The sequence below is a fragment of the Klebsiella sp. CN_Kp104 genome, assembly GCF_040064515.1.
GTDB classification, from domain to species: Bacteria; Pseudomonadota; Gammaproteobacteria; order Enterobacterales; family Enterobacteriaceae; genus Klebsiella; species Klebsiella aerogenes.
In genome coordinates this window covers 24,812-48,116 of record NZ_JBEAII010000038.1, presented here as the reverse complement: position 1 = coordinate 48,116, position 23,305 = coordinate 24,812, and the positions used below count along the sequence as shown (strand labels likewise).

At 49.1% G+C, this 23,305-nt stretch carries 19 protein-coding genes and 1 pseudogene; 6 read left to right on the top strand and 14 right to left on the bottom strand.

What is annotated here, in order from left to right:
• The first annotated feature begins 29 nt into the window (after positions 1-29).
• From ABLU80_RS19815 to ABLU80_RS19805, 3 genes are all read left to right on the top strand, one after another.
• Positions 30-233, top strand: a complete 204-nt coding sequence (locus ABLU80_RS19815; protein ID WP_012540085.1) for an HHA domain-containing protein — start codon at positions 30-32, stop codon at positions 231-233.
• Positions 234-246: 13 nt separating this feature from the next.
• On the top strand, positions 247-477 hold the full coding sequence (locus ABLU80_RS19810) for a hypothetical protein (protein WP_062913614.1): 231 nt from the start codon (positions 247-249) through the stop codon (positions 475-477).
• A 63-nt stretch (positions 478-540) separates the two neighbouring features.
• Entirely contained in the window at positions 541-795 is a 255-nt protein-coding gene (locus ABLU80_RS19805; protein WP_348850372.1) for a hypothetical protein, read from the top strand.
• Between the two features lie 494 nt (positions 796-1,289).
• On the opposite strand, the gene ABLU80_RS19800 is transcribed toward ABLU80_RS19805, so the two are convergent.
• The 3 genes from ABLU80_RS19800 to ABLU80_RS19790 form a co-directional block, all read right to left on the bottom strand.
• The gene (locus ABLU80_RS19800; RefSeq protein WP_023320121.1) at positions 1,290-1,961 is read right to left on the bottom strand and encodes an SOS response-associated peptidase; all 672 of its coding nucleotides are present in this window, start codon (positions 1,959-1,961) and stop codon (positions 1,290-1,292) included.
• A gap of 128 nt (positions 1,962-2,089) precedes the next feature.
• On the bottom strand, positions 2,090-2,992 hold the full coding sequence (locus ABLU80_RS19795) for an ATP-grasp fold amidoligase family protein (RefSeq protein WP_023320120.1): 903 nt from the start codon (positions 2,990-2,992) through the stop codon (positions 2,090-2,092).
• 181 nt (positions 2,993-3,173) lie between these two features.
• A complete protein-coding gene (locus ABLU80_RS19790) occupies positions 3,174-3,950 on the bottom strand; it encodes a MipA/OmpV family protein (RefSeq protein WP_004186919.1) in 777 nt (258 codons plus the stop codon).
• A gap of 104 nt (positions 3,951-4,054) precedes the next feature.
• On the opposite strand from ABLU80_RS19790, the gene ABLU80_RS19785 reads away from it, so the two are divergent.
• On the top strand, positions 4,055-4,741 hold the full coding sequence (locus ABLU80_RS19785; protein ID WP_348850371.1) for a response regulator: 687 nt from the start codon (positions 4,055-4,057) through the stop codon (positions 4,739-4,741).
• The gene (locus ABLU80_RS19780; RefSeq protein ID WP_023320118.1) at positions 4,738-5,925 is read left to right on the top strand and encodes an ATP-binding protein; all 1,188 of its coding nucleotides are present in this window, start codon (positions 4,738-4,740) and stop codon (positions 5,923-5,925) included. Before ABLU80_RS19785 ends, ABLU80_RS19780 begins: the two co-directional genes overlap by 4 nt.
• Positions 5,926-6,188: 263 nt before the next feature.
• Here the strand turns inward: ABLU80_RS19780 and ABLU80_RS19775 are convergent, their stop codons facing one another.
• Both ABLU80_RS19775 and ABLU80_RS19770 read right to left on the bottom strand, forming a co-directional pair.
• Positions 6,189-7,079, bottom strand: a complete 891-nt coding sequence (locus tag ABLU80_RS19775; RefSeq protein WP_032431325.1) for a GNAT family N-acetyltransferase — start codon at positions 7,077-7,079, stop codon at positions 6,189-6,191.
• 28 nt (positions 7,080-7,107) lie between these two features.
• Positions 7,108-8,526 (bottom strand): efflux transporter outer membrane subunit, encoded by a 1,419-nt coding sequence (locus ABLU80_RS19770; protein ID WP_004186909.1) that lies wholly within the window; start codon positions 8,524-8,526, stop codon positions 7,108-7,110.
• A 320-nt stretch (positions 8,527-8,846) separates the two neighbouring features.
• On the opposite strand from ABLU80_RS19770, the pseudogene ABLU80_RS19765 reads away from it, so the two are divergent.
• Positions 8,847-8,921, top strand: a pseudogene (locus ABLU80_RS19765) (twin-arginine translocase TatA/TatE family subunit); the annotation flags it as partial.
• Between the two features lie 1,090 nt (positions 8,922-10,011).
• Here the strand turns inward: ABLU80_RS19765 and ABLU80_RS19760 are convergent.
• The 9 genes from ABLU80_RS19760 to traD all read right to left on the bottom strand — a co-directional run bounded on the left by ABLU80_RS19760 (position 10,012) and on the right by traD (position 23,211).
• The gene (locus ABLU80_RS19760; RefSeq protein WP_348850370.1) at positions 10,012-11,274 is read right to left on the bottom strand and encodes a type II toxin-antitoxin system HipA family toxin; all 1,263 of its coding nucleotides are present in this window, start codon (positions 11,272-11,274) and stop codon (positions 10,012-10,014) included.
• Positions 11,267-11,584 carry a helix-turn-helix transcriptional regulator gene (locus ABLU80_RS19755; protein ID WP_348850402.1) on the bottom strand — a complete coding sequence of 106 codons (318 nt, stop codon included), beginning with the start codon at positions 11,582-11,584 and terminating at the stop codon, positions 11,267-11,269. Before ABLU80_RS19755 ends, ABLU80_RS19760 begins: the two co-directional genes overlap by 8 nt.
• A gap of 177 nt (positions 11,585-11,761) precedes the next feature.
• Entirely contained in the window at positions 11,762-12,610 is an 849-nt protein-coding gene (gene repA, locus ABLU80_RS19750) for a plasmid replication initiator RepA (protein WP_348850369.1), read from the bottom strand.
• A gap of 205 nt (positions 12,611-12,815) precedes the next feature.
• Positions 12,816-13,352, bottom strand: coding sequence for a phospholipase D family protein (locus ABLU80_RS19745; protein WP_348850368.1), 537 nt, complete (start codon positions 13,350-13,352; stop codon positions 12,816-12,818).
• 3 nt (positions 13,353-13,355) lie between these two features.
• Positions 13,356-14,144, bottom strand: a complete 789-nt coding sequence (locus ABLU80_RS19740; protein WP_058675668.1) for a DsbA family protein — start codon at positions 14,142-14,144, stop codon at positions 13,356-13,358.
• 118 nt (positions 14,145-14,262) lie between these two features.
• Positions 14,263-14,847 (bottom strand): fertility inhibition protein FinO, encoded by a 585-nt coding sequence (locus ABLU80_RS19735; protein WP_063421387.1) that lies wholly within the window; start codon positions 14,845-14,847, stop codon positions 14,263-14,265.
• Positions 14,848-14,945: 98 nt separating this feature from the next.
• Positions 14,946-15,668: a type-F conjugative transfer system pilin acetylase TraX gene (gene traX, locus ABLU80_RS19730; RefSeq protein WP_058675670.1), complete on the bottom strand. Its 723-nt coding sequence runs from the start codon at positions 15,666-15,668 to the stop codon at positions 14,946-14,948.
• An 80-nt stretch (positions 15,669-15,748) separates the two neighbouring features.
• Complete coding sequence (gene traI, locus ABLU80_RS19725) at positions 15,749-21,004, bottom strand: conjugative transfer relaxase/helicase TraI (RefSeq protein WP_348850366.1); 5,256 nt, start codon at positions 21,002-21,004, stop codon at positions 15,749-15,751.
• Entirely contained in the window at positions 21,004-23,211 is a 2,208-nt protein-coding gene (gene traD / locus ABLU80_RS19720; protein WP_348850365.1) for a type IV conjugative transfer system coupling protein TraD, read from the bottom strand. Before traD ends, traI begins: the two co-directional genes overlap by 1 nt.
• Positions 23,212-23,305 lie beyond the last annotated feature (94 nt).

The window sequence follows — 23,305 nt, the reverse complement described above, 5'->3', positions numbered from 1 at the left end:
AAAAGGACGCCTCAGGATATGAAAAACCAATGACGAAACAGGAATGGATTTTACGACTACGGCGCTGTACATCGAAGGAAACCCTGGAAAGGGTAATAGAAAAAAATAAATATTCCCTGTCAGATGATGAGCTTGAGCATTTCAATGCCGCGGTTGATCACCGGCTGGCGGAGATGACGATGGGAAAGTTGTATGACCGGGTACCGTCAGGTGTCTGGAAATTTGTGAAATAGAACAGGTGAATTTATGAGTTACGGCTGGCTCTTCGAAAATCCGGATGATGACATTTCGGGTGATAATCATATCAGTCTGGAACACCTCCCTCCGGAACTAAAACAGGTTGCTATCCAGATAGTACAGAATCAGATTGATCGTGATACAGCAGAGAAAAAACTGGCAGAATTAATCCAGCAACTCGAGTTTGATATCACCGCTGCCGAACTGTCAGCGTATCTTTTTAAACCGGGCCATGCCTGACGGCTTACCCGGTACCATTAATACAACGTGAATCTGAAAATGATATCTCCGGAGGGGAGCATCATGACGGGAACAGGAATTAACACGGTACGTATCGGCGGTGAAGTGAAGCATATCACCGGGCTCGATGCGCTAACACTCATGCATGAATGGTCCCGGCTGAAAAAAGAGAATGCTCACCTGTATGACTATAACCGTCAGGTTATCCGGGGGTGGCGCGGCTTTATTCTTCGCCTGATGGGTATCCATTTGCCTGACAAAAACCATGTTTGCCTTCATGGCATTAATGTCAGAAAAGAATCCATCTATCCCGACTGAAGCCGTGCCGGCAGTGATAGTGAGCAGGTCATTGCAGAAGAACTGCTATAACTGCGCATTAAGTGTATGATATTTAACATAAAACGCATTAAGCGAAGTTGCAGTTTAGTAGCTAAATTGAGATGTCTGTCTCTGACCAAATAGACATGTCCGCGTACAGTCTCACCACAGCGCTCACTGCTTCCAACGGATGAGACTCATGACGGCATACGGAACGGAGTTTTTCTCAATGAACGATGATGTGAACCGACTCAGTTTTCAAAGCCACCTTGTCACGATTTCGACGACTAGCAAAATACCCCAAAGATCTGCACCGATCCGTGGCTGAAAGCAACGAAGAGCAGGTCATTTTTATTTTGAATGGCAAAATCTATCGGTCAAACTTTCTTCATTAGTGCATATAAAGCGGCCGGAGTAGTTACAATGCCCGGCTATTTTAATGCTAATGTATGCGTACATTAGCATTAAAACACTGATCAGCCTCCGACATCTTATCAGCCAACGGCCTCGATGAGCTCTGGTCCCTGATTCTTCACATTGCCAACAGCGCGCGTTACAGGATGCCATATGAAATGATCAGCTGACACAGCTCCATCTGCAGCAATGTCTTCAGCCTCCTTACCCGAAACGTCCTGTTTCATCCACTCCCGGGCGGCGTCCGGTACCAGGACAAGTGGGCGCCGGTCATGGATATCAACGAGACCTTTATCAGCCGCGGCCGTGACAATCAGAAATCCTTCCGCCTCATCACCACGCTCAAACGGAGTGCTTCCGATCGCGGCCATGAGGATTGGCTGGCCGTCTTTACGGTGGATGAAATAGGGCTGCTTCTTGTCTCCTTCACGCTTCCATTCAAACCAGCCATCAGCAAAGCAGATCGCCCGACCGTGCTGCCAAAGAGGTTTAAACATCCTGCTGCTGGCTGCTGTCTCAACCCGGGCATTAATCAATGGCGGTTTATCCCACCACCCTGGCGCGTAACCCCAGTGAACCGGATCGAGCTGCAGCTGTTCGTCGCGTTCGCTCAGAAGTAACACCCTGGTACCCGGGGCGACGTTATAGCGACCGATGGGTTCCGGGTCGTAGGCAATATTTCGATCGGCTTCATTGGCGAGGAGAGAAAGATACTCTTCCCGCGTCATTGACTGCGAAAAACGTCCGCACATGGTTACCTCCATTGGCCAGACTTAAAGTATAGATAATGCCGCGTCAGCGGCATGGAGGCGCCAGCTGAAGTTGGGGTCCGCTGCGTGCCAGAAGCGGACGTTATGAAAGAGTAATGCGTAATTGGTAGCTAATCGATCCTCATTATAGGCATATTCCATAAGCGGCCAAGACGTAAATCCCATTCTGCATGACTGAACTTCAGTTGACCACTTTCAGGAGTCAGCGTAATTTCACTGAAGTAGACCCTTTCGTTTTCAACCATAAGATCAACCCTGCAGTAATCAAGATCAGTAGCCAGTTTCGCTGCAATATCAAGAATGTCGTCTAGAGAGGAAGGACGATCAATGTTGTAAGGGGTGTTACCATATCCAAGCGTAAACGGCTGTAGCATCCAATTAGTGTCATAAATATTAACATATTCTCTGCCGTTCACGCAGGTAAAATCTGCTTCGATGTACATGGCTTTTTTGTGAAAACAATGTACCCGGAACATTTCTGGTGTTACATCCTGGTCTTTGCCATCAAAAACATTAAGTTTTCGCTCAACTAATATTTTAGGTTGTATATTTTTATATTGCCACTCGCGGTTTGTATAATAAGGGTTCATACGCAACCGTCGATTGAAGTGACTCACTACCCTCCTTTTATTGAGTTCACTCTTATCATGACAGATGATGGAACTTCCACTATCATGATTGCACTTAATGACAAAAGAAACTGGAAGAGCTTCAAAGTCGCGGATTTTTATTCTCTCAAAAACGGCAAGCAACGGAACCAGATGTTCATTACCTACCATCATTTCAACATAGTCTCGAACAGCAATTTTATCAGCAATAACACTCAAGAAAAGATCGCGATTAAAAACCATGCGATAGTTTATCTTCTCGTTCAGTGTTAAAGGTAGAGATAAATCCAGCTCCCGATTAAATAATTTCCTGAACTTCGTGCGTCGATAACTCTCATCGGAAACGAAAAGAGTCCGTAAGGCTCTGAACCTGTACTCAATTAACTTATATCTTTGTTTTAACATTATCATGCCCTATTGTGTTAAAGCAGTGAACATACAGGTTCAGTATCAATGAACAATCAAGTTTATATGAAGGTTATGTCGGTATGACCTTCATTTTATGTGGCATGACTCATCGTTAAGTTACAAACAAAAAAACCGCCATTAAATGGCAGGTTTTATTTTTGGCTTTCTGGTTTGACGATCAGAATGTATAGAACGCACCAATAGTGAAAGCCAGGTAGTCATCTTTTTCAACAATGGGACTATGACTTACGCGGTTTGCCAGTGTTGTATAGCGCAGGTCTGCATAACCAGACCAGTTGTCATCAAATGTGTGTTGCCAGTTGATACCGTAATCGACACTGGTTAACCCCGAGTCGGAGTTAAACTGTTTAAATCCTGTATTTGTACTTTGCTTTTCGCTCACTCCAAACCAGGTATTATTGTACCGTGCATCGCCATAATTACGAATGGTACTGACGGTAAGTGTGTCGCTGTCATTATTAAACAAAACAACATTGAGGCCGATGTTATACAGAACCCCCTGGCTTTCAGTCAGGGGGGCAATAATATTACCTTCAAATCCAATCCAGGATACCATCCACCAACCCAGCGTTGTCGTCGAGTTCAGCGCTGTTTTTATTTTACCCATTCCTTTGAGATGTCTGGAACCATCCTGTAGCCAGGAACCGTCATCATCCCTTCTCCCCCATGTATATCCCAGAGCCTGTCCCAAGTAAAAACCATTATCAAAGGAATATGTAAGCCCCGCCCCTTTTTCTGAATTCAAAAACAAGGTTCCGTCAGTCCATTCAAAGTAAGGCGCGACTGTTGAGTCAAATTTATCGGCCCCCATATATTGAGGAGCATATTGAGCTCCTATGCCAACGGTTACCTCAGATTTATGTACATCAGACGAGGCGTAGGTTGCAAACGGCAGTAAAAATATTGCCGACAGGATCGTATTTAATTCCTTCATAAAACTCCCTGAATGAATTATGCTGTCTTAACAGGTTCGGAAGTATACCGACAAATAATCAAGAACGCTGCAAGGGTTTATCAAGGTTTAATCAAGGTGCTTATGTGAAACGTGTCTTAATCATTGAAGACGATCTGGATGCTGCGAATGTACTTGAGGCATATCTTAAAAGAGATCAGTTCAATACCTCGTTAGCCAGTGACGGGCAACACGGTCTGGATCTGGTCTTCAGCTGGAAGCCCAATATCATTCTTCTTGATGTTATGTTGCCATCCATGAGTGGTACTGATGTCCTGCTAGCGGTACGACGGCGTAGTGATATCCCGGTGATAATGATCACCGCCATCAGCGACGGGGCAGATAAAATCAGTGCGCTTCGTTACGGTGCAGATGACTATGTGGTTAAACCTTACAATCCCGCAGAAGTCGTTGCACGCGTTCATGCTGTCCTGCGTCGTTATGCCGGGCAACGTAGCGGGGATATCCTCCAGTTCAGAAATATAAAAGCCGATATGGACTCCATGATAGTCGTCGTGGAAAAAGAAGGCATACCCCCTCAGGCACTAGAGCTGACCCCAACAGAACTGTCACTTCTGATGACATTCTTGAAGTCGCCATCTAAAGCCTTTACGCGTCAGGTGCTACTGGAAGCCTGCCTTCCGGAAAGCGATGCTCTTGAGAGGGTGGTTGATACGCATATCTATAATTTGCGTAAAAAGCTGGAAGCTGTGGGTCAACCTGATCTTCTGATTAATGTCAGGGGCATTGGTTACAGGTTTGCTAACTCATGAACAGAAAATTGCGATTTCAGAAAAGTGAAAACAGCTCTCTGTGGAACTGGATATGCCGTAAGGTTATTTCGCTGGCAGTAGGCAGCATAATCCTGATTTCTTTCTGCATGTGGCTGCGCTTTTACATTGATAACAAGTGGCACGAGTACAGGATACCTGTTGAGGTCAGGGCCGAGCTCGCTGAGTTAATTAAAAACCCCTGGCTAAATATTAACCGCTATCACGCGATCATTGATCGATGGTATGGCGTGGACTACTGGAAGCCAGAAATAAGGATTACTGACTGGCTAATTCTGGCTGTACTCGTCCTAATCGTAATGCCCATCATTTTCACACTGACGCTGAGAGCAGCACGCCCTCTATCAAAGCAGATAAGTGCCCTTGCTAATGCAGCTAAATCTGTTGCTCAGGGTAGCTTCGGCGTAAAAGTAAAAATCCCGGATAATCTTCCTCTGGAATTACGTAGTCTCAGCGAAAATTTTAATGGGATGTCGATGCAGCTTGAGCGTTATGAAAAGGATCTAAAAAAATCACATGTTGCCATGGCCCATGAACTTCGTTCTCCGTTGACCGCAGCCACAGGAAGACTCCAGGGCATGATTGATGGTGTATTTGAGCCCAGCGAAACCCAGCTGAAAATGGTCATGCAGCAACTTAACGAACTGAATCGGCTGGTTGAAGACCTGCATTTGCTGAAGCTTGCTGATGCCGGTCAGTTAAATCTGAGCATGATATCCGCCGGTCTTAATGAGATTGTCAGGGAAAAAATTGCATGGATTACACCTTCTGCAGAGAAAGCGGGCGTATCCATCAGACACAACCAGAATATGATGCTGAGCGGAGTAGCAGACCCCTATCGTTTAGGACAGGTTTTCCTGATACTGATGGATAATGCATTACGCTATGCAGCTGATGGTGGCGTGCTTGATATCAGTTACGACGCCACTCCAGATACCGTTTCGGTTATTTTCAGGGACAAAGGGCCTGCCGTTCCGAATGAATTGCTTGAAGATATATTCACACCATTTGTTCGTGAAGAGGTTTCACGCTCCAGGCATTCCGGGGGCTCTGGCTTGGGACTTTCTATTGCCCGGGCGATATGTGAAGCACATGGAGGGCAACTGGAGGTAGAGAAAAATAAAAAGGGTGGACTTGCCTTCAGGGTATCGTTGCGAAAATCTTAAATTTTTGACTATTGATGATCCCTTGACGCCAGACCAATAGAATCTTGATAATCCACTGATTAAATGCATGGTAAACGGGAGTATACCATGCAGTCATTTCTTGAGTGCGTCAGTTCTGTAGTTCATAAAATTGATGGACAAAACGCCTGCATAATAGCAGGCGCAATTTTCGGCTTTTTTATTCAGTTAATTATTATTGTTTTATGGGAGGCAAACTCGAACCGAGTCAAAAGAAAGTGAACTGGTAGATGAGTTATTAATACTTAAAAGCAGATAACTTTCCCTGTCTTCGCTGTATCGGCCCACCGTAATTTATATTCCCAGTCTTTCTCATAAAGCCCTATTGAAAATACCATTTCTTTATCCTGCGTAGTGCACAAGTCGCGCGCATCTGAAATATTGGCCCACATCAGCATGCTGCCCGGGCTGAATGCTGAATATTTAGGGTCAACACCGCCATTTGGCACGTCAAAATACACCATGTTGTCACTGTTCGCACTGAGTACCAGATCAATAGCGCAAGGCGTATCGGCATAAAACAATACGTTACCGAAAATCAGATGCGGTACAGCGGATATCAGTTCTTCAATCTTCTCTTCCTCATAGCAGCGGACAGAATCACCAAACCGCAACTTGAACAGACGGACATACAGACTGGCTATATCTTTGGGTGACATGTCTGACAGGCGGTAACATTCCCCCCCCATGCCCATAAACTTCCTTAATTCACCGTTTCGCTTCTTGATGGTTTTACCTGAAAATGAAGTTTTAACCCGGCATATACTGCGCTTCGTTCTGTAGAAAAATGCAGAATTAAGGATGGTATCACGGTGGCGTGATGACAAACGGTTTGTCTTATCAGGGAGCCAGATTTTTTGATCTGCAGATACCGGTAGCATGACTTCATCGAAGGATACTGGAAACTCCCGCCATACATTCAAACCCACTTCTTTATTATCAACAATGAAATAGGCAGCGACAACATCACCATTTTTACAATATTGCCAGAATGAAAATCCTCGCTGACCTTTCCTCATAAAGAACTCAACAATATCAGGATGCATATTAACGCTGCCACCAAATCTCTGGTATGTTTCAGCGTAAACGTCATAACTACAGGGCTTCCATCCTGATATTAAATGTTTCAGACTCATGGTAATAACCTGATATAAATATTAATTGTTAAATCGAATCATCCCCACCCAGGATGGTAAATACTTTCACCCCCTGAATAAGGTATTTGAGACGGGCATTAGCTTTTTGCTTACGAACAGCAAGCAGCTCATTGTTTTTTTCCAGTAGAGTTGCGTTGCTTATCTGTCCGGCGTTCCGCGTTGCTTCAGCCATTCGGTATTGTTCTTTGACAGTATCAAAGATACCGGATGTCTGGATGGTTTGCTTTTTCAGGAATGCCTGTCCGGCAAGAGCATCAGATGCATCCCTGAACGCCTGTTGTATTGCTTTCTGATAATTGACGATCTCAATTTTCTTATTCAGCTCGGCCAGACTGAGGTTGGCCTGGTTCTTACCCCCATCGAAAATGGGAAGATTGAGTGTAGGAATAAAGCTCCAGTTAGCAGCGCCACCCGCAAGCAATTTACCCATATCAGCCGTGGATGATCCGCCTTCAGCGGTGATAGAAATAGACGGGAAAAATGCCGCTCTTGCCGCGCCTATACTGGCATTGGCAGCTTTCAACTGGTACTCAGCAGCAATAATATCGGGACGTTTGAGCAGAACCTCTGATGGCGTTCCTGCTTTAATTAACGGAAAAGCCCAGTCATGCTCAGGTGACACATTCAGCAGAGAGTCAGGTAGCGGGGTGCCGACAAGCAACTGAAGCGAGTTTAAATCCTGTTGTACCTGCAACTCTGTCTGGTTCAATTCTGACTGTGCGTCGTTTACCGCACTATCAGCGTCCATAAGCGCATTTTTAGTCATGTCTCCGGCATTATAGGCTTGCTGTTGCATGTGCCGGAGCTGCTGGAGATTGTCCAGTTTCTGACGGGCAATACTAATGTTTTCCTGGTCGGTGAAATAGATCAGATAGGCACTGACCACCTGCTCAATGAGGCTGATCTTCAGGGCTCTTGATGAAGCTCCCGCAGCAAGATATTCATTGAGGGATGCTTCCCTGAGGCTTCGCAAACGCCCCCAGAAGTCCACTTCCCAGGAAGCTGAGACCAGTTTAACGTTGTATTGATGATACGTTACCGAACCGGTATCAACGGTATCAAAGCTCCCTGCAGGCTCATGAGCTGCGGTTTTTTCTGCGGTCAGGCTGACTGCTGGCAACCAGGATAGTCTTTCTACCCCATACTGAACACCTGATTTTTTCAGGTTCAGTGCAGAAAGTTCGAGGTCCTTGTTATTGTCGATGGTCAGTTTTATCAGTTGCTGCAGCTTGCTGTCTGTGAAAAAAGGCCCGTTTGCTGCCGTTGTATACATACCTTCAACAGAAGTGTCTTTATGTGACCAGGCTAATGGCACGGGGGCTTCCGGTCTCTGATATGCCGGTGCCATTGTGCAGCCTGAAAGTAGTAAAGAGGCCATCACCGTAATGGCTGACACACGAAGTTCTATTGATACCGGAAACACCATTTTTACTCCTGTTGCCTGTTAGGTTTTCTGCAGACCTCCAGGTGTGCCCGCCAGGATAATTATCCAGAACTCTGTCAATGAACAATCAAGGGCAATACAAGGGGGATGCAATACACCCCTGTTTTTTCGGGAAATAAGCGAGGATTGACCATTTCTTGTTAATCCCTGAAATGTTCCTTGTTCTTTATGCGGTTAGATGCGGATATTGAATTTACTGAGATCCCGCGTAATGGCATACCCAAAGCACTCCTCAAAACGAAACGCAGCCTGCCACGACGAATGTTGACGCAAAACATCATCACAGTGAGCAGGTATAGTTCGTGTTCGATATTGGCTTTAGTGAACTGCTATTGATATTCATTATTGGCCTGGTTGTTCTGGGGCCAAAGCGGTTGACGCCGCCAGATGTCTTCTCGCAGACATTGCTGGCTATATGCCACCCCGGCCAGTGGTGTTTCAGAGGGGTGGTTAAATCTGTCTCGGTACTCTGCAGGGGTCATGCCGTGGATTTGCTTTAAATGCCTGTCGAATACCTGGAGTTATTTTACACACTCAAGACATTCGATTGCATTGCCCGAGGTGATAGGCTATCGCCTCTCTTTTGCTTTTCATTCCTTGGCCTTTTTACCCCCCGTTCGTATGTAAGCTTAGAAATATCTTCCCCTCCCCATCATTCTGCTGTTTGTCAGGCGTTGAAACAGTTTGAGATTGTCAGTCATTCTAAAACCCTAGCCTTTCGATGGTGGCAAGCAGTGCAGCAAGTTTGAGCTTCTGCTCCGCATTGATGTCAGAAAGGCGCCAGCCGATGTTCAATGGTGAACGGAAAGTGAGTGGCGCCGAAGCCCGGCGTAGCCGGCAACGGTTTGATAGGTTCTGCCAATCCCCCCCCGCCCTGATAAGCTATACCCACAAATAACGCTTTAGTAGCTGCTGTACGCGGTCGGAGTGGTCCCGGCAAGGCGACAGCCGCAGTCGGGGCGTATCTCCGCGTTAGCGGGCCGTAGGGCCGCTTACGAGCGTGTACCAGACAACTGACCGCAGCTCCACCCACAGCGATGAAGAAGAGTAGTTACAACACCCATCATTAAAAGCGATGGTGTTCCCCGGCCTTTGGCCGGGGGCGGCGGCGCTTTTCAGTGGTGGGCTAGGCTCAGTTGTTGCCGCTGTGCACGGGACGTAATGGTGGTTTGGGAGGGGCTGTATGTTTCAGTAACTGCTGAGAGGGTTCAGGTGGTGAATGTAATTCATATATACGAATGTTGTAACTATACTTATCCTCGGAACTGCGTATGAACAGGTAATCTTTTTAAAAGAATACAGTTACAGGTAGTTTAAAAGAATACTTGCAGCCTGGATTGGCTGCGGTTAGCAGCTAACTTGTCAGGTCTCTTGCAGTTAAGTGGGGATAAAAATTCAGCTTTTTGTCAGGATTAAGACGGCCTCCGTTTTGAGACCATGATAATTTGTTGGGCTTTATGCCAGTCTTCAGGATTGAATACCGGCAAGATTCTCATTGATGCGGCTTTGAATATAACTAATTGTATCATCAGTCACTTTTCCGGGAAGTAAATCACGGCATTTCGCGGAAAATGTGGTAGCCACAGTCGAAATCAACTCAATTAATTCGTCTATCTGATTCTTTTCAAGCTCCGCCTCCCGGGTACCAAGGGCAAGCAGATGCTTACGTTCTATGGTGAGCGCTTCCCCCATGACATCCATCTGGTGATATCCACCAGGGCCATCACAGAAAGTGATGTCAAAAGCTGGTGCAAGCGACCATTTCCCTTCCTGAGACATCAGATAGGCAAAGTTTTTGGGATGATCATCCCGGTTATTAAAGATGACATTAAATACCACGCGCTCAAATGCCCGTTTTTTTTCTCTGATATCATTCGTGCAGAGCTGGGTTGCCCTGATGAAGTTTGCATAATCCATGGAGCCAGGAACCTGGTAATCTGCTCCCGTGAAAGCTGCGAGGCTTTGCATCGGTACTTTCATTTCTCTTTCTCTGTCAAATCGCCGGCTTGCAAAAGCCGCTTGTCCGTCAGGTAATTCAAAATATTCGGTTTCTGGTGTTTCAATCCCGCATTCTCGCAGGCACTGGGAGTAGACCATTTCCACAGCGCAAACTTCGGGGTGTTCCTGCCTGGCGGGGAACTTAATCAGCCATGGTTCAAGTTTCTGCGAAGGCATTGTCGTAAACTCACCAGTCACAGAGTTACGATACAACAGAGCTTTTGGGCGGGCACCCTGTGGTGAGCCCCCCATAAGCAAAAGACGATTGAGGAACTCCCCTCCCTCACCTTTAAGTACTTCCTGAACCTCTGCAGCTAACTGGCTGACCGGGATATCTTCCTGAACTGATGTAACATCCGGTGATACCGGCTTATAAGACATCGCCCCCATAGCATTACTGCCGATATAGGTGAGTCGCTCAAGGGGGCCGATTCTTGCCGTGTTAAGTCCGCGTTTACGAAACAACCTGTCCATGAGCAGCATTCCCCATCCATCTGGCAGGGAGTCATAAACCGGTCCAGGGAGCCCTAACTGGTGCACAGGGAAATCACTCCGGAGTTTCGGGCCAGCCAGCGGTAGCGTATAGCTTGCCAGTTCCAGCCTTTTTTTTTGTGCTTCCGGACTATATTCGAAGACGATTACCGGCCGTCCCGTTAGTGCCGTCGTTGTGGCTAACGTTCCCCAACGCCAGTGCTCTCCCCAACCATCATATAAAACATCAACACTAATCATTTTTTAAGCTCTTATTTCTGATGCGCTTACGGGTTAACGTGGACTCATATCGGCGGAGATCGTCCAGACTTTCAAGCTTTGGTTTGAACAGTGATTCCAGCTCATCCGTCCGGCCAAGGACCATTGCTACACGAATAATATTTTCAAAACCGGTATTTTTCCCTGATTCCAGGTTGGAGAGTGTATTCACCCCAATACCCGCCCGCTTTGCCAACTCGGACTGAGTCATCTGTTGGTTGATTCTTTCTTTGCGTAACCGGTCGCACAGAAGTAAGACTATTTCATCTGGCTTGGTTAGTGATAAATCCAACATGTTGTGTTTTATCTCTCATAAATCAACATAACACACATTTTAGTGGAATTATAACACAACTATTCACGACGGCAAAACAAGTGGAAGTGGAGAGGATTGAAGTAGAAGAGATGCTCAGGTAATAAGCTTCGGCAGACAGTAATGCCTATCGCGCTAATTGTCCCGTGATCGAACTCAATGACAACGTGCTAGCTGCATCCTCTCCTTAACTCTGCGTTTTATTTCACTGCGCAACCTGGCGAGGTCTGATACAAACAAACCCTTTGCTATCTCCCGTGTAAGCTCCTTTCTGACACGTTCAGAAATCTCGCGGAAAGTCAGTTGAGCTTCTTTACGGCTTTTATGCCTTTTCTCACCATATGCCTTACGCATTAGCCTGTATTCTTTGAATCGTTTGCGAAATGCTTGCCAGGCAATAGTAATAAGTTCACCAGGAGTTATGCGAGGCTTTCCCTGCGTTATACGCTGCAGGTTCAGGTACTCAGCGCGACTTTTGCGAACAGACTCAAGTGTCTCTGGCGAAACCTCCAGTACTTCAAACAAACGTGGAGTAAAAGTAATATCCGTCGGCAGATAACAACCTATCTCAGGATCATACTCCGTCCGGTAAGTTATCAAATCAAGTTCTTCCGCAAGATAACGCAAAGCACGTGTAGCACGGCATATCGACAATGTCCCTTTGCGAGATTCAGTGAGCAACCCACATTCAGAGGCAAGCGTCGTCATAGTCACATTGACCCTGTTTGCCAGTGGATCATAATGGAAACAGAGTCCCTGAAGTAATGCGTCGATGGCACGGCGTCTCAGTACTGGTGGTTTTCTTTTTCTGACTCCGTTGGCTCTGGTTGCGGCTACCAGCACGGAAAAGATATAGGTTTCCGTAAACCCCGAAACTTTAGACATCAATTTTTTATTAAATGGTAGTGTTCGTTTGGGTGTCTGTGTTCCCTTCTTACATGGTACGGTAAACACCGGGAAAGGGTTATGAACCTGTACATAGGTTGAGCGGAGAACCTTATCCATTAGCCATCCCTCCCTTGCCAGACACTATGTGCTCAATAATCAACCAATACTCTTGTAATACCTTTTCCATAGGGATAATCTCCATATGTTGTGTTCATAAACAACAGCATCCAACCCCGCTTATTTTTCCTGGCAGAAAAGAGGTAAGCGGGGTTTTTTATTTGCATGTTTAATCATTTGAAATTATTCGACGATGAAAAGTCAGTCAGTATCCGGGAACCCAGAAGGTTCCAGTGTCCCATCTGGACTGCCAGTGCTGTAGATAGGTATCGGCCAGCGATGGATAATCCCGGATAACCAGAACATTTTCGGAGTTACTACGCGCCGCCGCCCGACTGAAGTTGAACGAGCCTGTTTCGACGTTACGGCCGTCAGTGATGATGACTTTGTCATGCATGATTTTGAACTGGCTGACGGTACGTACCGGGATGCCGGCATTCACCAGAAGATTCATTGCCGCCACACCGGCACTGCCTTTTGTACTGTTCGCTTTCCAGTCAAGAACAGCCTTCACATCTACCCCACGCTGTTTTGCCTGAATCAACGCCCGCGTGACCTCCGGCGATGTAAAGCTGTACCCCATCAGACGTATACTTTCCTGTGCGGTATCGATAGAGTTCAGCACCAGCTGCAGCGCAGAACCCTCGGGTGAAAATCCTGCCTGTACCGTTGGCTGAGCGACTGCACCACCTGAAACCATTAAACAGACCGCCAGGAGACCAGACAGTGTTGAACGTTTCATTCTTTATTTCCCCTGCGCTTTATTAATCGCCTGCTGGATATTTTCAGCCTCAGTCATTCCAGCGAAAACCGTCGTATTATCTTCTGTTGCCCCCTTAAAGGGCATGATGACAATCCCCGGTGTCCCGATCAAACCAATGGTGGTGGCAATATCATTGATATCGGTCAGCGTGGAATTAATTTCATCGATCGTGTTTTTACTGAACTTCATATTTCCTGAATATTTCCCGATAGCATCCTGGGTTAGTTTTCCTTCATTAAGTCCGGAGCTATAAATGCCATTGTGATATTTGAGGTAAGCCTTCTCGCCTTTTTCTTTCCAGACCTGCAATCCGGTTTTCGCTGCCAGTAAAGATTCTGGCCAGCGGCTGCCAAACACCGGCCACTCCATGAAGTAGTAGCGCACGTTCGTGTTGGCCTTCATGACCTTCTCCAGCTCAGGTGCCAGCCGACTGCACCAGATACACTGATAATCAAAGAACTCGACCACCATGACAGATCCGCCTTCTGCTCCCCAGGAGGGGATACGCTTATCCGCCATTATCCGGGCCTGTTGTGCGATAGCGGCCGATTTTAATTCCCGGGTCTGTTTTTCCTGTTGTTCCTGCTGTAACGACTCACTCATCTGGATAAGAATATCCGGATGTGCACGCATATAATCTGCGGCTATTTCGCCAATCCGCTTTTCCTGCTCGGGAGTAAATGCAGAACTCGTGTCGCTCGCAAATGAAGGTAAGGAATTAAATAACATGGCGGTAATAAGCGGAGCTGCTAAAACAGTTTTAAGCTTCATAAATATCCTTTTCAATGACAAAGTGTAACGTGCAGATATTATCACTCTGCCAGCGTATTCAATTACGCGGGCAGAGTTAAAAAGGGAATATAGATTAAATAAAAAGAATTAATACAATTTAAATGATTTCATTCTGAATTCTGGCCTGTTGCTGTCGCTGTTTTTCCAGACGCAGCTGAGCATACTTTTCTTCATCCGGGGTCACGACACTCACCGGGTTACCGTGTAAGTCAACTCGTTCAGCACCAGCGATCATCGATGACAGGTAAAGTTCAGACCGTGTAATACTTTTCAGGCATTTAATGACCTGTTTATGGGACAACGGTATTCCCCGTTCGGCAATATCCTCAAAAAAGGCCTCCCGGATGCCGATGGCCAGCAGGTGAGGCGCTTCCCCCTTGAACAGCCCAGGCCACCACACCTTCAGGGTATCAATCGCATCCTGCAGCTCCGGCAGGCAAAGATAACGAACTGGACGGACAATCCTTTCCGGTTTGTCCGGTGTCTTCGACACGGGGGCAGCAGGTGCCACCGGTTCCGTTTTTCTGGCCAGTTTCTCTTTCTTCACTTTCCATGCTGGCGGGGTGGTCACATTCACCACCTGTTTACGGCGGACAACACGGGCTGTATCAGCACCGGATTCCGGTGTTTTCTCCCCCGGCTTTCGTTTCAGGCTGAGAGTGGGACGTTTATCTTCCGTCATAGGTTAAGGTTTTCCTGCAGTTAATACTGTGCGGGTAAGATACGCCAGGTTGCCTGCCTGATCATCCTTCTGCCTGTCGCCCGACTACTTTCTGTCCGTCACCCGACCAGAATACCGAGCACCGCAAGGTGAATAGTGTAAAACAGGACAAAAAAATGCGCTGGCCAGAATCGCTTAACCTGCTTCCCGATATCCGAGCAGACTCCCACGACCAGAAGTGCAATTGCCAACCCCGCCACGGCCTGCCCGGCATCATGGATATTCATAAGCAAAACCATGACCGCCCAGAGTAAAGCATAGCCTGTTCTTTCCACCGGCTCTGTGGCACGACAAAGCCGGTAACTGTTGATCAGCATGAATACTCCGGCCAGACCATAGCTGTCAGTGGAGAGCGGCAACCAGGCCACCACTATCGCGAGCGCCAGCAGCATATCGTTGCGGCTTCTCAGGCTAAACCAGCGCATCGCCTGTCCGGTAACGGCGAACGTAAAGAGGATATTCCCCATATACCAGGGATACCCCACCAGAATAAATGCCCCCTGAGCTATCAGCGCCCAGCACCAGAGTTGGTTCAGTTGTGACTGGCGAATGACAGCGTGCCGGGCCAGGTTCATTCCCCAGACAAGCCCGAACAGCGGAAAGCAACCGCGGCCCAGCAGTCTCATGACTTCATTGTTTCCTGCCAGTAGAAGACCGGTATGGTCAATCACCATCAGTACCAGAGCGACGGTTTTAATCATATCCGTCTGTCCGGGAGTCCAGGTCAAAAGGCGTTGCAGCCAGCTGTCCGTCATGCTGAGAAAGGTACCCTGTGCTCTCATATCATATTCCTTTTTAGAGCTCCGGCAGGTTTCCCGATTTTAATCGGGGAGCATGCCGGAGCAGATAAGCCGCAGGCGCGTCAGTCGCCTCCGAGTGTTTTTTCCCGGGTCAGATCCCGGACCATATCCCGTTCAATTTGCTGCAATCTGTCCTGCTGCTGATTATCGGCTACCACTTTCTGAACAGCCTCATTTCTGAGACGGTTTTCCGGTTCATCCGGAAGCTGGAATCGTTCATGCTGCCCCTTCTGTCGATCCAGACCGCGAACCACATCCGTGATAATGTCCTTGATCTGCTCACCCACTTCGTCCTGTTTACGCTTTTCACCGGTCAGTTCACGAGCCGTTTCCTGTGCCTGCTTTTCAATCTGCTGGCGTTGCAGTTCTTCTGCCGTTTTTTGAGCAATCAGGTCAGGTGGTAGCGGAATATTTGCACTGCTTCCCCCCGTAACCTCGGCGTCTATATCGCCCCAGACCCTGCCGCCGGTGATGGCGCCAGGGTTCCATGGACGGTCGTCGCCGGCAAGGCGAACCACCACGCCACTGTCCGGATTATCCCGGGCAATTCTGACGCCCTCTCCCATATTCCCGGCGAGCAGGCTTTCCCCATTCCGGCTCCCCTGCAGGGCGACAAAACGGGCTTCTTCATTCCCCATAACCCGCCCTTCACCACCGATAGCCTGCAGTCGCCCATCCTTATCCGTCAGTGGGCTCAGCCATATCCCGGCGGATTTTCCATTACGGTCAAATGCAGGTAACGCGACATGCGGTAACGGATACTTTTTCCCCGGGGAGATAAATTTCCCTGTGGACTGCCCGCGGGCAATACCTGATTGTTGCAGTGCTGCACGTCCGGCCGGACTCTCCGTCAGGGGAATGGCGCGACCAAACAGCTGCTCTGCGCTTTTAACAGCGCGATCGTTAAGAGGCTCCAGAACATCATGCGCGCTGGCTTTCTCCTGAGAACGGCTTACCGCATCCGTCCATCCTTTCCGGTCATCGGTATATACCTGCGTATGCTGTTTCATACGGGAGAGCGCTACATACGCTGATTCGAAGCTGACCATCCGTTCCCTGGCGCCAGTCACACCTTCCAGTTCAATTGAAAAGGGCTCGCTTGCCCCCTGCGCACCGTGTGTGGTGATGGCATAAGCCAGATCAACATGCGCTTCAGCTTTATCCGCAGCGGGCGTTACCGTTCGGGTACTTTTTCCGTCATTCAGCGTGACACTGTCACCTGATATGCTTTCTACCCGCCACACACTATTCGCCACGTAGCCACGTTCGGTATCACTTTTACTGAAGCGCATTCTGTCGCCGGGAGAAACGGTAATACTCTCCTGGCGGTATAACGTGACACCTTCTGCAGAAGCCTCTCGCGGTGAAATCAGGCGTTCGGTACCTTCGTCACTACGAAGCGTAATCAGCTGGTCTGCTTTACTGACGCCCACTATCTGGTGATACTGGTTATCCACTAATGCGATGGCACCTTTATGTGCTTCCCAGGTCGAAACCTTACGTAGTTCGCCATCCCGGATATTACTGGTCACTAGAACTGGCAGCGTGACACTGTCCTCCCCGAGCTCACCGTTCCGCATTTTTTCATCATGGATCATACGGTTCAGCACCCGGCGGTCATCATTCAGGTGGGTAATAATCAACGTTTGTGCCTGAGCACTTTCCGTGCGTCCGGAATAGTCCCTTACGATGGCGTCATAAAGACTGACGGGCGAGATATCAGGAAGAACTTCGCCTTCCCCGATGGCTTTCTGAATCGCTTTCTCCTGTTCTGGCGTGAATTCCATGACTGAGCTTTCAGGTACCCATGCGTTCTCCTTTCGGGGAACCTGGGCGGGTTCGACTCTTTCAATGGTGGAAAGTGCACTGTGTATATCCCGGTCAATAAGGCTGTACACCGCCGGGCGGAGTTCAGGCACCTGTCGCACGATTTCCTGCATGATGGCCACATCGGCCGCACTGCGCTTCTGCATAAGCCGGAAAGGCTGACCGGGGGCAATAGACTGCAGCTGATCAGTATCACCGCTGGAAACCGCACGACCACCACCGGCCGCGATCAGACTCATGGCCTTTGCCGTATCGGATAGCCCCAGCATCGAACTCTCATCCACCAGGAAAAGTGTGTTGCTGAAATCCGGAGTCTGGCCGCTTCGCATCAGAAGCTGTGTATCATGCAGGAAAGAGGCTGTGGTCTGTGCCTCCACACCGGCGCTCTGCATTTCTCCCACCGCACGGTGTGTTGGACCGAGGCCAATTACCTTCGGACGGGAGTCTTCCGGCAACAAATTCACCGCCGACATCACCGCCCGGAACTGCGTGGTTTTACCCACGCCGGCATAACCCTGAACCAGCGTGAACCTGTCCCGGGTTTCCAGGATCATACGGGTGGCATTTCGTTGTCCCGATGTCAGCCCTTCCATCAGCGTACCTGGTACTTTGGCCATTAACGGCGTAACGGCGTTCTTACCCTCAAGCACCATCGTGAGCAAACTTTTCTCTGCATCCCAGGTCTGCCGGGAAATCAGCAGATCGTTGCCATGACCGGCAGCGACAGGAACGTGCAGCAGATCGCCTGATTTAATCTGTTCTCCTATAGTTTTCTCGATATCGGAGAACGGAACGGTACCGTCAGAAAATTCATGAGCGGCGACAAGTAACTGAGGTCGGGTAAACGTGAGCTTATCGCTTTCCAGCGACGGAACCGCCAGATGGATTGCCTGTTCAGCCGGTGTATGCAGTTGGCTTTTCTGGTGAGCAATTGCTGCGCTGATATCCTGCTCGCCCGCACGGGTTTTCAGCTGTTCGGTTACCACACTGAACGCTGTATGGCGCCCGAGTTTCTCAACCGTTTTTTGCTCATTCTGCGCAGAGTACAGTCGAACCTGGCTGCCGCTCTGCGCCAGGGCATTGAGGGTGGCATTGTCCAGTTCACGCTGTGACAATGAGGCGAACACCGTTGCGGTTTCACTGACTGACCTGCCCGGGTTTTCCACCCAGCCGTGACCGACCTTGATCCCTGTAAAGGGCGTATTGCCGGCGGCCAGCTTCTGGGTGGTCTTCTGACCGGGGTGCTGTACGGTCAGGACACCATTCTCCGCTTTCAGCACCTGAACCGTATCGCCCCCCTTCAGCCGGGTTTCCGGAATTTTCCCCAGAATGGCCAGCCGTTCTCCTTCCGCCACAGGCAACTGCTGAGGACGAAACAGCGTCCAGGTATTATCAACGGCGGAGACTTTGAGATTCAGTGATTCTCCTTTTTCATCTTTCAGGGTCAGGGTATTACTGACAGCGGTCACGCGATCGATAATAAACCGGTCATGGACGCGTTTTTCCGGATCCCAGCGCTCCATCACCATTCCCTCACGATAATTATCGCGGATACCCCGGTTTTTACTGTCCAGCCAGACCGGCGTCAGCGCCGTAATGGTTTCCTCATGACTGCCTATCAGGCCTTCATTTCTGAGATTTTCACGGATTAGCCCTGTCAGGATCCCCTGCTCCCGGGGACCGCGTATCTGAACCACGCTTTCCTGACCATCCCGGACGCTGGCAACAAAGTCACTGGCCATTCTGGTAAAGCGTTGATTCCTGTCCGGCTCGCTGATAACCGATGCTGTAGTCTGCTTACCACCCTGCCATTTATACGCCGTCACACCACTCTCTTTCATGACGGTCAGCGCGCTGCCGGTACCGCTTCGTTTTCCACTGTCTGACATCAGGATCTGAACATTATTACGCATGGCGCCATCGAGCAGATTGATGGTTTCTTTCAGGCTGAGTTTTTCAGCCTGGTCGATTATCAACGTCCCTCCTGGAACAAAGGCAGTTCCGTCCTGCAGAGCGCTTTTACCAGTGATGATTTCGCCTGCCAGTTTTTCTTCTTTCAGCAGAAACTCCAGGGAACGGTTATCTGCCGCGATGATATGGACATCCCGTCCCTGCTCACGTGCCATCATGGCCATTTCAGTCACTCGTTCGCGTTGCCCTGCAGCCCCACCTTGACCCGATACAATCCCGATTGCAGGGCGACCCTGAGCCAGAACGGTAACCGCATCACTGAACGACGTCTGACGCGCGGTCGCCTTTTCCGGGACCATACTGACGTGGTTCTGGCGTAATACTTCCTGACTCAGGGCTCTGACGGATAACTCATCGAGAACATGTATCCCGGAGGTGAAAATCCCTTTTTCCCGGTCAAGCGGGATAAGTTGTTCCCTCCCAATGGCGGCTTCAATACCGGCTCTTGCCGTCTCGATGACTCCCGGGCGGGCCTCCATCTGGCTGACCGTTCTGGCCAGCAACTCCGTATAGGTAAACTGAACTTTACGATCGCTTAACCCGGAAATAGCCTGCGTAACTACATCGTCAACATTTGGTCCAGCTGGCGCTTCCGGAGAAGGAACTTCTCGTTGTGTTTTCGCCCGCTGATCGGCAGCCTCACGATATTCCTTAAGGTTAAACCCGGTCTCTTTCAGAGTGGAAAGCCACTCCGTCACCTTCTGTGCCGGGTCGAGAGTTTCCTTCGCTTTGCGGGTATCGAGAGTGGCCACATCCCGAGATTTCAGTGATGCATCGGGACCGGCAGCGGCATTGATTTCCTGGGTACGCGTCGAGAAAGGCTCAACGGGAACGTCTTTCATCTCCCACATACCGTGCTTGCCGACCACCTCTGTTTCATACCCCAGCCCCTCAACCAGAGGTTTCAGCCTTTCACGGTAAATCTTTCCGAACGCAATCTGGTTAGCGTACACGTTTTCGATAAAACCGGTTTTTCCTACAGTATCGGTACCCAGTGACTGCCATTTATCGCCATTCTGTGTAGCATTTATCACCACCGCATGAGTATGAATCTGAGGCTCCTGGTTGCGGTTGGTATCGTGGTTAAATTTCGCCACAATCAGGTTGCCGGTCAGCACAGTTTCAGATTTTGCGTCCACCATCACCCTGGTGGCTGCGAGGGTTTCAACCTGACGAATAGCTTCAGTGACCGCCTGGTTATGCGCCTCGATAAGGCGTTTGTCACCACCCAACATAGCCATGACGGATACACTTTTTGGCGCGGAAAAGGTCAGGTCATAACCAGGGCGGTGTTTATTCATACCATCCTGGATCCGGCTCAGGTCGCTGCCATCCGGCAGCTTCCCTTTCAGCAGTTCGGTAAACAGGGCCTTATCCACGGTTTTTCCTTCAAGGCCCAGCGCCTCAGCACCTTTACCCTGCCAGCGTTCATCCATGCTTCCGATGACGTAATAATTATCTTCTTTGGTGTAATAATCTCCGGCTTTACCCGCGGATTTCACTGAACCAATTGACATCATCAGAAGTTACTCCCCAGATCGATATCATCACGATCAACATGATGACTATGGTTGATGTTGATCTCTTCACGACGATGCATATCCCTCAAAACATCAGAGCTGGACTGCCACTCATCCCAGGCGTTCATATCCTCAATTTCCCCGTCTTCATTCACGCCCGGGGGTAATGGAAGCTGCTCTTCAGGTTTTTCATGCAGTTCCTGTTCAACGCCGCCAGCCGGGGACGCCGATGCGCTGGCGGCGGCTGCCGCTGCACTTGCAGGTTTGTGGAACATGTTACTGGCAGCAACCGGCGGAACTTTTGCCTTTTCCTCCTGAGGTGTGGGTACGGCCGCTACCGGTGACGCAGGCTTTTCGTCGGTCTTCTCAACCGGCACAGTTTCAACCGGATCTGGCATAAACAAAATCCGGGCGCTCTGCCCTTCAGCTTCACGCGCAGCAAGCACCGCAGCCAGCTTGTCATCAATAGCCTGATTGAGCTGGCGTGGAATAAAGCCTTCGGCAATTTTGGGGCGGGGTTTATATTTCAGTGCCAGTTTAACTGCCGGATATGGCCCGGGCAGCGTGACGTAACAGGATAAATCCGGCAGGGTCTGGATATCGGAATAGCTGACAATCGTTTCCCGTTTCTGCTCCTTACCGGTTGATACCCCATCACGTACCGGGTCAGCACCGTAGGAGTAGTTCTCACTTGCCTTCTTGATCACTTTCTCACCTATCTCGCCGGCAGCAAATTCAGCAATACCTTTACTGGGCGAGCGGAAGAATGCGCGGGTGTTCATCACGTCGAACAGGGTTGCTGCGGGTTTCACGCCATAGATATCTTCCAGCTGGGCGTAGGACTGAATCCCGAACACATAGCAGCCACCGAATTTTCGGGCTTCCGGGAGGATCTCCACCAGGTCCGGTAACTTATGCAATGTCGGTAATTCATCTGCAAAAATCCAGACACGACGGTTACGGTTTTCCCCCATCGCCAGCAGACCGCGAATGGCAATCGACAGCCACATCGAGATAACCGGTTTCAGGGAAGCATGGGTGTCAGCGTTGGAGGAGATAAACAGCCAGCCGTTGGGCTGGTCCTCACGGACACTGCGCATCCAGTCCCGGATGGTGAACGGCTCGCCGTTCTTCTCAATGCCCTGCAGGTAGCGAATGGCTTTAACGTAGTTGGTCAGCACCGCACGGATACTGATGGCGGTTTTCTCAATCTTCTCTTCCACCAGGTTTGCCGCTGGCGTATTCTGCAGATAGGCGCGCAGCTTGTCGATCTTGATGGAGAGCATCGTATCAACCAGCTTCTCATAGCTGCGGTCCTTGTCCTCACGCATCAGGTAGGCACCTTCGGCAAAGATGGTGCGACCGGAACCCTGCCAGAACGGGTCCTCTTTGGTTCCCATCGGAATCAGGGTATTAGAGACGTTGTCGAAATCCGGCAGCGTCAGGCACTCTTTCCACAAATCCCAGGCTGCACAGCGCGAATCCAGCGGGTTGAGAATTTTATCGATAGACGGGTCGTAATAACTTTTGACGAACTCACAGGAGCGGTCGTAGATGATGGCCATATCCCCACGGGCACGGACATAATTTAACAGTCGTCGGATGACTTCTGATTTACCGGAACCAACGGTACCATGAAGACAGAAATTCTGAATTTCGGAGTTTAGTAAAATAGGCAGGTCACCGATTTTAATATCAGAGGCCATACCATCCCGCTTCATCTTTCTGGCTACTTCTTTTGGTTTTTCTGATAGCTGACGGCCCCCCGTCACTTCATCTTCACTTTGTTGTTTCCCCTGATGACCTAATACCCAGCTGGCGACAAAGAAAGCAACAATACAAATAATCAGGGAAACTGTTCCGGCAAAGACAAACCCGGTCCACAACTGCTCCCCACACCAGATAGTATATTTATCCTTGAGTATTTGCTCCGACGTATACTGCAACTGTTGTCCATAATAATTAATGGTATATACGGGCTGAGACCGGATAATATCTCTCATCGGTCCAAGCGTTGTACACCACCAGTATACGGCACCATTAACAAAGGTTTGCCAACTCAGGCGATACATTAATATCAGCCCGCAAAGCACCCAAAAAAAGAGGAACAGTACATATAGAATAATATTGGCAATCTGACCAAACATACGAAAACGCATGCTCGCTATTTGACCGCCCTGTGTCATATCTTTGGCGTTAAAACTCATGGCAATAATCCGTCAATTAACCACTGAAAAGAATTCCGGCCGCAGCCGGCAACGCCTCACAGGCACACAAAATATTTGCGTGCCTGCTCACCGT

What these genes read in the sequence shown, in the direction of transcription:
- ABLU80_RS19775 (WP_032431325.1), bottom strand. Translation starts at nt 7,079, where the DNA reads ATGAGTCTGAAACATTTAATATCAGGATGGAAGCCCTGTAGTTATGAC.
- ABLU80_RS19795 (WP_023320120.1), bottom strand. Translation starts at nt 2,992, where the DNA reads ATGTTAAAACAAAGATATAAGTTAATTGAGTACAGGTTCAGAGCCTTA.
- ABLU80_RS19745 (WP_348850368.1), bottom strand. Translation starts at nt 13,352, where the DNA reads ATGAAACGTTCAACACTGTCTGGTCTCCTGGCGGTCTGTTTAATGGTT.
- ABLU80_RS19800 (WP_023320121.1), bottom strand. Translation starts at nt 1,961, where the DNA reads ATGTGCGGACGTTTTTCGCAGTCAATGACGCGGGAAGAGTATCTTTCT.
- ABLU80_RS19735 (WP_063421387.1), bottom strand. Translation starts at nt 14,847, where the DNA reads ATGACGGAAGATAAACGTCCCACTCTCAGCCTGAAACGAAAGCCGGGG.
- ABLU80_RS19780 (WP_023320118.1), top strand. Translation starts at nt 4,738, where the DNA reads ATGAACAGAAAATTGCGATTTCAGAAAAGTGAAAACAGCTCTCTGTGG.
- traD (WP_348850365.1), bottom strand. Translation starts at nt 23,211, where the DNA reads ATGAGTTTTAACGCCAAAGATATGACACAGGGCGGTCAAATAGCGAGC.
- traI (WP_348850366.1), bottom strand. Translation starts at nt 21,004, where the DNA reads ATGATGTCAATTGGTTCAGTGAAATCCGCGGGTAAAGCCGGAGATTAT.
- ABLU80_RS19740 (WP_058675668.1), bottom strand. Translation starts at nt 14,144, where the DNA reads ATGAAGCTTAAAACTGTTTTAGCAGCTCCGCTTATTACCGCCATGTTA.
- ABLU80_RS19790 (WP_004186919.1), bottom strand. Translation starts at nt 3,950, where the DNA reads ATGAAGGAATTAAATACGATCCTGTCGGCAATATTTTTACTGCCGTTT.
- ABLU80_RS19810 (WP_062913614.1), top strand. Translation starts at nt 247, where the DNA reads ATGAGTTACGGCTGGCTCTTCGAAAATCCGGATGATGACATTTCGGGT.
- ABLU80_RS19805 (WP_348850372.1), top strand. Translation starts at nt 541, where the DNA reads ATGACGGGAACAGGAATTAACACGGTACGTATCGGCGGTGAAGTGAAG.
- ABLU80_RS19770 (WP_004186909.1), bottom strand. Translation starts at nt 8,526, where the DNA reads ATGGTGTTTCCGGTATCAATAGAACTTCGTGTGTCAGCCATTACGGTG.
- ABLU80_RS19815 (WP_012540085.1), top strand. Translation starts at nt 30, where the DNA reads ATGACGAAACAGGAATGGATTTTACGACTACGGCGCTGTACATCGAAG.
- traX (WP_058675670.1), bottom strand. Translation starts at nt 15,668, where the DNA reads ATGAGAGCACAGGGTACCTTTCTCAGCATGACGGACAGCTGGCTGCAA.
- repA (WP_348850369.1), bottom strand. Translation starts at nt 12,610, where the DNA reads ATGGATAAGGTTCTCCGCTCAACCTATGTACAGGTTCATAACCCTTTC.
- ABLU80_RS19760 (WP_348850370.1), bottom strand. Translation starts at nt 11,274, where the DNA reads ATGATTAGTGTTGATGTTTTATATGATGGTTGGGGAGAGCACTGGCGT.